Origin of the sequence: Sinanaerobacter sp. ZZT-01, assembly GCF_035621135.1 — a bacterium.
Lineage (GTDB): Bacteria > Bacillota > Clostridia > Peptostreptococcales > Anaerovoracaceae > IOR16.
Genome location: NZ_CP141728.1, coordinates 2,639,417 through 2,651,594, shown reverse-complemented (window position 1 = coordinate 2,651,594; position 12,178 = coordinate 2,639,417). Strand labels below are relative to the sequence as shown.

12 protein-coding genes are annotated in these 12,178 nt (G+C 38.1%); 3 read left to right on the top strand and 9 right to left on the bottom strand.

Annotation, left to right across the window (positions count from 1 at the left end; genetic code table 11):
* Window positions 1-70: 70 nt before the first annotated feature.
* The 5 genes from U5921_RS12870 to U5921_RS12850 form a co-directional block, all read right to left on the bottom strand.
* The gene (locus U5921_RS12870; protein WP_324823862.1) at window positions 71-832 is read right to left on the bottom strand and encodes a sulfite exporter TauE/SafE family protein; all 762 of its coding nucleotides are present in this window, start codon (window positions 830-832) and stop codon (window positions 71-73) included.
* A gap of 14 nt (window positions 833-846) precedes the next feature.
* Entirely contained in the window at window positions 847-1,338 is a 492-nt protein-coding gene (locus tag U5921_RS12865) for a shikimate kinase (protein WP_324823861.1), read from the bottom strand.
* Window positions 1,339-1,555: 217 nt separating this feature from the next.
* Complete coding sequence (locus tag U5921_RS12860; protein WP_324823860.1) at window positions 1,556-3,547, bottom strand: bifunctional 4-hydroxy-3-methylbut-2-enyl diphosphate reductase/30S ribosomal protein S1; 1,992 nt, start codon at window positions 3,545-3,547, stop codon at window positions 1,556-1,558.
* Entirely contained in the window at window positions 3,544-4,821 is a 1,278-nt protein-coding gene (locus tag U5921_RS12855; RefSeq protein WP_324823859.1) for a replication-associated recombination protein A, read from the bottom strand. The genes U5921_RS12860 and U5921_RS12855 overlap by 4 nt, the downstream gene beginning before the upstream one ends.
* Window positions 4,822-4,914: 93 nt before the next feature.
* Window positions 4,915-5,493: an SPOR domain-containing protein gene (locus U5921_RS12850; RefSeq protein WP_324823858.1), complete on the bottom strand. Its 579-nt coding sequence runs from the start codon at window positions 5,491-5,493 to the stop codon at window positions 4,915-4,917.
* Window positions 5,494-5,653: 160 nt separating this feature from the next.
* On the opposite strand from U5921_RS12850, the gene U5921_RS12845 reads away from it, so the two are divergent.
* The 3 genes from U5921_RS12845 to U5921_RS12835 are packed head-to-tail and all read left to right on the top strand — an operon-like array spanning window position 5,654 to window position 9,219.
* Entirely contained in the window at window positions 5,654-7,201 is a 1,548-nt protein-coding gene (locus tag U5921_RS12845) for a spore germination protein (protein WP_324823857.1), read from the top strand.
* On the top strand, window positions 7,198-8,304 hold the full coding sequence (locus tag U5921_RS12840) for a Ger(x)C family spore germination protein (RefSeq protein WP_324823856.1): 1,107 nt from the start codon (window positions 7,198-7,200) through the stop codon (window positions 8,302-8,304). Before U5921_RS12845 ends, U5921_RS12840 begins: the two co-directional genes overlap by 4 nt.
* Entirely contained in the window at window positions 8,305-9,219 is a 915-nt protein-coding gene (locus U5921_RS12835) for a GerAB/ArcD/ProY family transporter (protein ID WP_324823855.1), read from the top strand. It abuts the gene before it with no gap.
* Here the strand turns inward: U5921_RS12835 and U5921_RS12830 are convergent.
* The 4 genes from U5921_RS12830 to U5921_RS12815 are packed head-to-tail and all read right to left on the bottom strand — an operon-like array spanning window position 9,161 to window position 12,032.
* Window positions 9,161-9,421, bottom strand: coding sequence for a hypothetical protein (locus tag U5921_RS12830; protein WP_324823854.1), 261 nt, complete (start codon window positions 9,419-9,421; stop codon window positions 9,161-9,163). The genes U5921_RS12835 and U5921_RS12830 overlap by 59 nt on opposite strands.
* 39 nt (window positions 9,422-9,460) lie before the next feature.
* Window positions 9,461-10,288 (bottom strand): MetQ/NlpA family ABC transporter substrate-binding protein, encoded by an 828-nt coding sequence (locus U5921_RS12825; protein ID WP_324823853.1) that lies wholly within the window; start codon window positions 10,286-10,288, stop codon window positions 9,461-9,463.
* 45 nt (window positions 10,289-10,333) lie between these two features.
* A complete protein-coding gene (locus U5921_RS12820; RefSeq protein WP_324825999.1) occupies window positions 10,334-10,996 on the bottom strand; it encodes a methionine ABC transporter permease in 663 nt (220 codons plus the stop codon).
* A 16-nt stretch (window positions 10,997-11,012) separates the two neighbouring features.
* Window positions 11,013-12,032 carry a methionine ABC transporter ATP-binding protein gene (locus tag U5921_RS12815; protein ID WP_324823852.1) on the bottom strand — a complete coding sequence of 340 codons (1,020 nt, stop codon included), beginning with the start codon at window positions 12,030-12,032 and terminating at the stop codon, window positions 11,013-11,015.
* Between the last annotated feature and the right edge of the window lie 146 nt (window positions 12,033-12,178).

Genomic DNA, 12,178 nt, shown 5'->3' with positions numbered 1-12,178 from the left:
ATATAATCAAAATTAAAAAAAATTGCAATCCAGTTACATTATGGTTGCAATTTCCGTCAAATCGTAAAAATTATAAATACATATCCCAAATTAGTTTTAATACAATTCCAATTAATACAAGAACTAAAACAAGCTTAATAAATGGCGCACCATTCCGAATCGCCATTCCGCTGCCGATCCAGCCTCCAAGTATACTGCATAAAGTAGCAGGAACCGCTAAGGCAAAATAGACTTTTCCTGCAAAAAGGTAAACCATCAGACTGGATACATTAGATGCCAGATTCGCTACCTTCGCATTCCCGCTGGCAGTCACGTAATCAAAACCGATCAAGGAAGTATATGCAAGAATAAAAAACGTCCCGGTGCCCGGACCAATTAATCCATCATACATGCCCACAAAAAAACCAATCAGGCCGCAGGTGACATAAAGCATCGGTCCCTCCAAGAGCTGCTCTCGCAGGTGTAGCTTGTTCCCCCCAAAAAGCACGATAACAGCAACCGCCGGTATAAGGAAAATGCAAATCTGTTTTAAAAGCATTGTTGAAATCAGCAAATTTATCTTTGATCCGATGGCCGCTCCTGCCAAAGAAAGAATCGCCGAAACTGCCGCACTTTTTACATTTATTTTTCCATTTTTATAATAACGCAGCGTCGAAATAAACGTACCAATGCTGGCTGAAAATTTATTGCATCCAAAAGCGGAATGTACCGGGATGCCTGTAATCATATAGGCAGGTAAACTGATTAGACCACCGCCTCCGGCAATGCTGTCTACAAAACTAGATAAAAAAATCAGCGGGCAAACAACTACTATCATTTCAAAATAACTCAATTCCGTTTCTCCTGCTACAACTGCCTAAGAATTTCTTCGACCGTTTCTTCGACCGTCATCCCTTCTGACTCCAAAACCACATCTGCCTCTTTTTCATAGAGAGCAGCCCGTCTTTGGTATAAGCTTTCTAGTGTGTCACCTTTTGCCATGGTAATACCTCTTGTGCCGATATTATCTAATCGACTTTCAATAACGGATAATGGGAGTTTAAGGTAAATAATCTTGCCGCTCTTTCTCAAATGCTCCATCGCTTCTTCATAATACACCGCACTTCCTCCGGTAGAAATCACTGCATTTTGTGCTTGGAGATTTGAAAGAATTGCTTCTTCTAGATTTTTGAAATAATCATTTCCCTTTTCGTTGATGATTTCCTGCAATAATGCACCTTCTTTTTCCTGAATCAACAAATCGGTATCTATAAAGTTTTTTCCTACGGTCTTTGCTAATATGACGCCTACCGTGCTCTTTCCACAAGCCGGCATTCCGACTAAAATAATATTACTCATAACCAAATCCTCTATTAATTCTCATCTTTCCTATGTTAAAAAAAGGGATCTTTCAAAACCAAAATTCTTATTTCCAGCGATTGCCCAAGATGACAACGGTCAAGACCTTTTCCTTGAAACATAAAAAAATTGATTTTACAATAATATTTCCTATTAGATAAAAAAACAGAGCCAAAAAGGCTCTGCTCATCTTACATTTGAAAAATCTAAATGTGAATTATTCTTCTTCAGAAAAGCTTTCCGCTTCTTCTTCTGCTTCTTCTGTATTCTCTTCAAAAATAGGTGGTTCTAATGTCTCTTTGATGCTTAAGCTGATTCTTTTTCTTTCCTTATCAATCTCAAGAATCTTTGCATCCACTTCCTCACCTACAGAAATCTCATCAGCGATGTTTGTCACACGCTTGTAAGCAACTTCGGAAATATGAACCAGTCCATCTAATCCTGGTTCTAACTCTACAAATGCACCGTAATCCTTAATCTGAACTACTTTGCCTTTGATTACCTGTCCAACTTGATATTTTTCATCAATCACAGACCATGGCTCAGGCTGATTTTGCTTTAATCCAAGAGAAATCTTGCCTTTTTCCGTGTTCATAGATAAAATCTTTACATTTACTTTTTGTCCAATTTCCAATGCTTCTTGCGGATGCTTTAACTTGCCCCAAGAAATCTCGGAAATGTGTAGAAGTCCATCCAATCCGCCGATATCTACAAATGCGCCGTAATCAGTGAAACGCATTACAGTACCTTCTACGATATCTCCTACATTCAAACCTTCCCAAATCTCAGCAACTTTCTTAGCCTTCTCCTCTGCCAAATAAGCCTTATGAGAAAAAACAGCCTTATTTCTTCTTTGGTCCACACGACTTACCTTTACCGGTAATACTTTCCCTATAAATTCATCTGCTTTTTCAACAAAATGGTCGGAAAGCTGAGACATCGGAATAAATCCGGATACTTCTTTATAAACAGCAATTACGCCGCCTTTTACTTCCTTTACAATCTTAGCATTTACAACTGATTTATTTTCAAGAGCTTCATTAATCTCATCCCAGTGCTCATTTACCTCAAGCTTTTTCTTGGACAATAAAATATTTCCATCTCCGTCATCAGTTTTGATAACTTTTGCCTGGATTTCGTCACCTTCCTGGAATAAGTCCGTCAGCTCCGCATCTCCATCTAAAGTCAATTCTTCTTTTGGAATAATGCCGTCTTTCTTACAACCTAAATTAACGACAATATACCGATTTGTTACGTGAACGATTTCTCCTGTTACGACCTCTCCTCTTGATGGTAATCGTAAAGATTTTTCGATTTCATCCATCAAAGCGTCCATTCCGTTCATTTCTTCTTCGCGCAGTTCTTTGTTAGCAATAGCATCACTCATAGCAGCAATAACCTCCTTAATTATACGTTCAGGAGACGAGGCTCCTGCCGCAATACCTATTTTATTACATTTTGCGACTTCTTTCAATGGTAAATCTTCTTTATTTTGAACAAAATAGGTTTTTTCACAATTTTTTTTGGCTATCTCATATAATTTCTTTGAATTAGAGCTGTCTTTTCCTCCAATTACAATCATCATATCCGACTTTTGCGCCAATTCCATACAACTCTTTTGTCGATCCTGCGTTGCATTACATATTGTATTCTTAACCAAAATCTCTTTTTTATTTCCTAATTCTTTAATAATCTCTTCAAAGTAGGATTCACGAATCGTCGTCTGTGCCACAATAAAAAGAAATTCACCCTTTACCATACTTGCTTCTTCTACCGTAGAAACCACGATTGCACGATCCTTTGTCCATCCTTTGATCCCTCGCACCTCAGCGTGATCCGGATCACCTACGATAATCACTTGGTATCCTTGTTCTACTGCATCCTTTACAAGTAAATGAATTTTCTTTACAAAAGGACATGTCGCATCTACAACTTTCACCTGACGTTTTTCCGCTTCCTCGTAAAAAGCTTCTCCTTCGCCGTGAGACCGAATAATAACCGTGTCTCCGGGTTTCGTCTCCGAAAAATCGTAAATGACAGCAATTCCTTTTTGCGCCAACTCCTCAATTACATTGTCATTATGAATCAATGGACCGAATGTGAATATCTTCCCTATATTTTCTCGTTTTTCAATCGTTTCTTCTGCTTTACGCATAGCCTCTTTGACTCCAAAGCAGAAACCAGAATGCTCAGCAATTGTAATCGTCATCGTTCTTTCTTTTCTAATGTCTCTAAAAATTTTTTAAAGGCATTTTCCTTTCCATTTTGTGTTGGATGATAATAAGTAACCTGATCCTTATATAAATCATCCGGTAAATACTGCTGTTTGACATATCCTCCAAAGTTATGAGGATATTGATACCCTTGTCCAAGTCCACGTTCCTTCGCACCTTTATAATGGCTGTCTTTTAGATGGCTCGGAACATCTTTGATCTTACGCCGTTTCAAATCTTCCGTTGCCTGCGAGACTGCAAGGATTGAAGAATTAGATTTCGGACAGGATGCAAGCAGAAGTACCGCTTGTGACAATATAATTTGTGCTTCCGGATAACCAACCATCTGACTTGCCTGAATACAAGATGTTACAATTGAGATTGCGCTCGGATAGGCCAGTCCGACATCTTCACTTGCAATCACCATGAGTCTTCTTCCAATCATCAGTATATCCGCATCTGCCTGCATCAGCCTTGCCAAATAATGGATTGCAGCATCTGGATCACTGCCACGTATCGATTTTTGCAATGCGGATAGTAAATTATACTTGTCCTCGCTTTTATCATAAAAGCTTGTTTGCCTCTGCATTGCTTCTCCTACAATTTTCAAGTCGATTTTCGCAGATGCATTTATATTTTCCGCAATAAATCCCAGCGTATCCAATGCGACTCTGGCATCGCCCCCGCTTCGGTCTGCCAACATATAGAGAGCTTCCTCATCCCACTTTAAATTTAGATTTCCCAAGCCTTTCTCTCTTTCCGTCATCGTACGTTTTAAGATTTGAAAAAGGCTTTCTTGATCCAAAGCCTTAAATTCATAAATCAAACGCACGCGGCTCAAGATCGCATTATTTACTGCAAAATATGGATTCTCTGTCGTGCTTCCAATAAATCGGATTACGCCTTCTTCCAAAGCCTGCAGCAAAGAATCTTGCTGCAGCTTGTTCCAGCGGTGAAACTCATCCACATAGACATAGGTTGTCTGTTTTTGCAGTCCAAAGAATTTCAACTTAGATTTCTCTATAATCTCTTTTAATTCCTTTATCCCCGTAGATGAGGCATTTAATTCATAAAATTCAGCATCCATTTCTCTTGCCACAATACGTGCTAACGTTGTTTTCCCCGTACCGGACGGCCCAAAAAATATGGCAGAATCAAATGTTTTATTTTTTATTGCATTATACAACAAGGAGTCCTTATATAAAAAATGCTGCTGTCCAAAAAATTCATCCAAATGTTTTGGGCGCATTCTGGTTGATAACGGAATCATATCCTTATACCCTTTCTACTTTTTATCTTTTGTTCTTGTGATTTCTCTATTTTTCATTTATTTTTGCAACGATATTCTCCATCAATAAACAGATTACATTGAAACAACATAAGTGTCCTCTACAATTGATTGCAGCTGTTCTGCTGCCGCTTTCGCCTTTTCTTTCGTTTCATAAGGAATGCTCAATACCTTAAAGCTTCCATCCTTCTCCATCACAAAAGTTGAAATATTCTTTTGCGTCAATTCCTGTACACAGGTTTCTGCTGCATTCTTGTTTGAAAAGCTTCCAAACTGTAAGCAAAATAGCCCGCTTGTGTTTCCCTGCGCAGAAACGCTCTTTTCGGGTTCCTCAGATGATTTCGAGTCTTTCGGCAGGTCCTTTACCTCCTGCTTCCCAGATACCACATCTTCCCTCTTTTTATTCTCATTACTATCTGCATTTACCCCGTCACCTTTATCCGCCCCATTTTCTGGCGAATCCGCTCCCTGTGTATCAAGCTTTTCCTTATCCTTTTCCTGATCCGTTGCCTGCTGTTCTTCCTGTTCTGAGTAAAGAATCGGCGCAATTACATACTTTGTTCCCATGTACCCAGAAAACACTGATAAAAAAATAATAACAAGTAAAAACAACAATCCATTAATACTCTTTCCATAACGACCGCGTCTTCTCAAAGCAATCCCCCTCTTTTCAAATTCATATTAATAATTTTTATGAGACGAGCTTGAGAAGTATGCCTATATTTTACCATAATCTAAGAATAATAAACAGTGAAAAGTACCATACTAAACCAACAAAGAGGATTATTATATATAAAAAAAGGAAGATTATTATATGAACTTTTTATTCAAAAAAAATTATAATACAAAAGAAAAATCCCGTACAGCTGCTGCTGGACAATCCAGCGCGGCTTTTGATGAAAATGTCAGCCTGTCTCTAGATGACAACATTACAAAATTTCATAAAATATTTGGTGAAGATACGACAATTAAATTTCGTAAATTTCAAAATCAAAAAAATCCAAAAATAAGATGCTGTATTTTATTTGTAGACGGCATGATCGATAATATTTTAATAAACGAACACATCATAGAACCGATAATGTTAAATCAACATCTGCACGATAAAGATAACTTACTGAAAACCTTTGAAGAAAAGGTTCTTTTTAGCAATGAGGTTATCAAAAGTAATCAGATGACTAAACTCATTTCTGAGTTACTCTCAGGGAATACCATTTTGTTAATCGATGGATGCAGCTACGGCTTGTCCCTCTCTACAAAAGGCTGGCCGGTGCGTTCCATCGCTGAGCCGACCGCAGAAAAAGTATTATCCGGTCCACGAGAAGGCTTCACCGAAACAATCATTGTCAATCTATCTATGATACGAAGAAAAATTTGCAGCCCTGATTTAAAGTTTGAATTTATGAGCATAGGGAAACAAACGCAGACAAAGGTGGCTCTTTGCTACATTGACGGTATTGCAAATGAAAATGTTTTAAAAAATATAAGAAAAAGGCTAAAATCTATTTCCATCGACGGTATTTTAGATACGAACTACGTTGAAGAATTAATTAAGGATGCGCCACGCTCTCCTTTTAAAACAACCGGTTCAACCGAACGCCCGGACATTGTCGCAGCTAAGCTTCTAGAAGGACGTGTTGCTCTTGTTGTAGACGGAACGCCTGTCGTCCTCACAGCTCCATTTTTCTTCATTGAATATTTTCAGTCAAATGACGATTATTATACTAATTTTTATGTCGGAACCTTCGGCCGCTGGCTTCGCATGCTCGGTTTTTTTACCACCCTGAGTCTTCCCGCCATTTATTTAGCATTGGTGACGTTTCATCCAGATCTTCTCCCAACCCGATTTTTGCTGAATCTTTCAGAATCCAGGCTAGAGCTTCCATTTCCAACACTGTTTGAAATGATTCTGCTTATTTTCTCATTTGAATTGATCTTAGAAGGCGGTTCAAAAGTTCCTGATAATTTTGGGCAGACACTGTCTATCTTAGGAGGATTGGTTCTCGGTCAGGCAGCAGTAGATGCAAAATTAGTAAGCATACCGGTTGTAATCATTATTGCATTTACCGGAGTTACCGGAATTATGATTCCACACTTAAAAAGCCCTGCTATCCTATTTCGAATTTTATGGCTGATCCTAGCTTCTATATTGGGGTTCCCTGGATATATTTTAGGTATGATCGGTGTTATGATTCACTTATGTTCCATTGAAAGCTTTGGTTTTCCATACATGTCGTCGCTTTCGACCAGCTTTCCTCAAAAATGCCAGGATACCTTTATCCGTTCCCCTTGGTATAAGATGAAATTACGCCCTTCGTATATTTCACCTTATAATCGAAAACGGCAAAGGAGTCAAATATGAAAAGACGTAATTTAGCAGCTGTGCTGCTTTCAGTTTTTCTTTTATTCTCTTGCATGACACTGACCGGCTGCAAAAGCATGAAAGAAATCAATGATATGTCAATTTTATCCGGTGCTGCAATTGATTACGATACAGTGAGTAAGCGCTACCGTGTTACCGGAGAAATCATTAATAAAAGTATTAGCACTGCCTCAGAAGATAATGTTGTGGAAACCATTTATGCCAATGGAAAATCTATGGCAGAAGCCATTGAAAATTGCAATGAAGTGGATAGTCGTGAAACATACTGGAGTCACGCAAAAACATTCGTTATCAGCAATTCCATCGCGAAAGAACAAGGGATTGCCCCTTTTCTGGATTACGTTCTCAGAAATTATAAGATGCGGCTTTCCATCAATCTTCTCATTTCAGATTTGCCAAACGCTTCGCAAGTATTGGATTTAAAAACTTCTTCTACCAATATCAAATTTTTAGATTTGGATAAGATGCTCCTAACCACTGAAGGCGTTGCTACTGCAGCTTCAACAAAAGTATATCAGGCGGTTGATATTTTGAAAAGTGACGGTGTGCAATTGTCGGTACCTATTGTAAGTGCAAGGGAAGATATGGCTATCGTTAACGGTACTGCAATCTTTTCCGATGATAAATTAGTTGGAACCTTAGGGCAAGAAGAGACGATTTATTTTCTCTTTTTACAAAACCGTGTCGATCGTGGAAACCTTTCCACACCAGATGGAAAAATTACGTTTCGAATCGAAGGCAATAAAACAAAATTAAGTGCAAAAACAGAGAATGGGAAAACGACAATTCAAATTAAAATCAAAACAAAAGCTTCCGTTTCACAGCTTTCATCCTCTGAAAAATATACTTCAAAAGAGTTGGAATCAATTCTGGATAAAACAATTTTTGATGGGTGTCAAAAAGTAATTTTAAAATTGCAGCAGGAAATAAAATCGGATGCCTTAGGCTTTGGAAAATGCATTAAAGAAGAAAATTCCGACTTGTGGGAATTGCTGCGAAAGGACTGGGATACGCAACAATTTACGACGCTTCCTTTTGAACTTCAAACACAGGTAAAATTACAGATAGGAGAAACACATTAGATGAATGGATTACGTGAAAAAAAACAAACACGATATATGGGATACCTCGCTTTTCTTTATTATCTGAGTACTTTTTTCTTTATCGGACGGTTGATTCCGTTGCATAGAATGGTGTGGTTTTCTTTCTTACTTGCAGCCATCGCCGCAAGTATACTTCTATATACTTTTTACCAATATTTAAATATCTGTAAAATCGGTAATTGGACACTGATAATTTCCACTCTTATCTCTGTAGTTGCAGGCATTAGTACATTTTATTGCTTTTCTGATTTCTTTCATACCTGTGTACTCAATGATTCACCTACATGGCTCTTTCCATCTGCTTTTATTCTTCTCTGCCTATGGATGGCTAAAAAAGAGATTCATGTTTTGGAGTTATTCTCTAGATTACTCGGCCCCTTTATTTTATTTTTCCTACTCTTAGCCAATTTCTCCAGCATCTCAAAGATTGAACTGCCTTATACTTATGACTTTCTAATGTTTGATGGTCTGCTTCATCCTACTTCCAATAATTTTTGGACCTCAACACTCTTATTTTTTGTTATTTATTTTACAGAGGGTTTCGTCCTTATAACCTTGCTTTCTTTGCATAAAAAAAGCCCTTTTGTATATAAGGATACAACAAAAGGACTTTTTATAAGTGTAGCTTTATTGGCAATCACCTATCTCGTGACGGTTTTAGCTCTTGGACCGGAAGTATTTGAACAATTGACCTATCCGGTATATTACCCTCCTGGCCTTACTCAAACAGCAGAATACTTAGAACGAATTGAAGTCATCCTACTTGCTGTATTTCTATTCTCTGCATTCATAAAATTCAGCTTACTTCTTATGATGTGCAAAGAAGCAATCACCTCTATTTATACTGCTTTTTCCAATAGCTCAGTAGAAAAAACGAAAGCGTCATGTCAATAGAATAAAAAAATGTCAAAATCCCATTAAAGATATGCTGTTTATTCGTCATCTGCTTACAAACAGTAATCGGGCTCATTGATTTTTCGTCAGAAGGAACCTTTTTTCCAAAAAAAGCATTCCCTAAAACTGCCAATCCCAGATAAAAGCCACTGACTGCTGTTGCATGTTTTCTATAATTCCAATTCATAAGAAAATTTCTCATACTAAACCTCCCAAGCTTCGTGTTTCATGTCGTTCAATATTAAAATACAGGAACGACTGCTCCCTCATAGGTATCTTCAATAAACTTTCTTGCGGTATCAGACTGTAAAGCTTTTACCAAAGCCTGAATTTCCGGAGAATTTTCACTTCCGCTTCGAACCGCCAGAACATTTGCAAACGTATCCGCCGCTAAAGAATCTTTTGCCTCCATTGCAATCGCATCTTTTGAGGCATTTAATCCTGCAAGTAATGCATTGTTTCCGTTAATCACGCCAAAAGCAACATCCGGAAGCGCCTTCGCAACCTGCGCTGCATCCAACTCTTCAATTTTCAAATTTTTCGGATTTTCAACAATATCATATGGTGTTGCAAGCATGCCTGCATCTTTTTTTAGTTTTAATAATCCTAAATCCTGCAAAAGGAGAAGTGCTCTTGCTTCATTCGTTGCATCATTTGGTATCGCAATGGAGTCGCCTTCTTCTAATTTATCTAAAGAATCTTTCCTTCCGGAGTATATCCCCAATGGCTCATAATGAATTTTTGCAGCAGCTACAAGGTCCATATCTCTTTCTTTATTGAAATCATCTAAGTAAGGCTGATGCTGAAAGTAGTTTGCATCCAATGATCCGTCATTTAAGGACAAGTTTGGTAATACGTAATCAGTAAATTCCTTCACTTGCAAATCATAGCCCTCTGCCTTCAAATCATCTTTTATTGCGCCTAAGATTTCTGCATGAGGCGTTGTAGAAGCCCCTACCTTAATCACAGTTAATTTTTCATCGGAAGCTTCTTTTTTTTCTCCGCAGCCTGCAAGCAACCCAACAACCAGCAACAGTACCGCAAGAGTAATTCCTACTATTTTTTTCATCTAAATTCCTCCATTTCTATTTTAATATATATGAAGAGACCATGGTCATCCAATGGTTCTCCTATCGACTTTTTGGGCCATATACATTCCGATTCCCTGCAACACCTGGACAATAATTACCAGAAGTGCTACGGTTACCAGCATGATATCCTTTTGGTAGCGAATAAATCCAAACCTCGTCGCAATATCACCTAGGCCTCCCCCTCCAGCTACACCAGCCATTGCAGAATAGCCTAAAATGGTAGTTACAGCGATTGCAGAACCCACTAACAAAGAAGGTCTTGCTTCCATAAGAAGCACTTTGCAGATAATGGTCATCGGAGAAGCTCCCATGCTTTGGGCAGCTTCAATCACACCTGCATCCACTTCCTTAATAGACTGCTCTACCACTCTTGCAATAAAAGGTGCTGCTGACACAACCAGGGGCACCAGCGTTGCCGTTGGTCCGATTGACGTACCCACAACCGCTCTCGTAAATGGGATCAATGCGAAGAGTAATATAAGAAACGGTATTGAGCGCAGAATGTTCACAATTGCATTTAATACTGTATTTAACCATCTGATTGGATAAAATCCATCTTTGTCAGTAATAACCAGAACAACACCAACAGGTAGTCCGATTATATATGCAATGAGGGTGGAACCCAGTGTCATATATAGTGTTTCCAAAATGCCTATTTGTATCATATGGATTGTTGTTTCGTTCATATTTATGAAAAAATCGCTAAACAAAGTCCTGTACCTCCTCTACCGAAACATTCTGTGTAGATAAAAATTGGATCATTTTATCTGCGGCAGCTTCATCATCCGGCAATTGAATGACCATCTGTCCGAACGCTTTGCCATCAATGTTTTTCGTATCTGCAAACATAATATTAACAGGGCATTTACAGCTCATCACCATTGTTCCAATTACCGGTTCAAACGAAGAATTTCCATTAAATACGATTCGCAGATGCTTTCCTCCTTTTTCCGATCCAAAGTCAACACATTGATTTGTTGGATGAACAAGTCTTTGCGCAGATACCGTTTTGGGATGTGAAAAGATATCCTGCACGGTTCCAGTCTCTGCAATCTTACTTTCGTCAATAATTGCAACATGACTGCATATTTCTTCTATCACACTCATTTCATGCGTAATTATTATAATCGTAATACCTAATCTATGATTGATATCTCTGAGTAAAGATAAAATAGCTCGTGTCGTTTTCGGGTCCAATGCACTCGTAGCCTCATCACACAACAGGACTTCTGGATTTGTTGCCAGTGCCCTTGCAATCGCAACTCTTTGTTTTTGTCCCCCTGAAAGCTGGGCAGGGTAAGTATTTTTTTTATCCGTTAAATCAACGATCTCTAACAGCTCATCTACACGTTTTTTCGCAGTTTCCCGATCCATTCCTGCGATTTCCATAGGAAATAAAATATTTTTCTCTACGGTTCTCTGCATCAGTAAATTAAATTGCTGAAATATCATCCCTATTTTCTGTCTCACCATACGAAGCTTTCGATCATTTAAAGCCGCCAAATTCATCTCATTAAAGAGTACCTCACCAGAAGTAGGCCGTTCTAATAAATTCATACAGCGGACCAAAGTACTCTTTCCTGCTCCGCTCATTCCTATAATTCCAAAAATATCGCCACGGTGAATCGTCAGGTCAATTCCATCCAATGCTTTTATTTCGGAAGTTCCATTTTTATATATCTTTGTTAAATTATTTATTTGAATGATTGCGTTGTTTTCCATAAAATTACAATCCTCCTTCCTTATTTTAAGAATCATGAGTATATAATCTTATATATTATATAGCTTGTATGTCTTTCAGTCAAAGAATTACATGCAAAAAAATAGGAATAATAAAAAATTTTATATTACAAATTGTAATTTAAAGA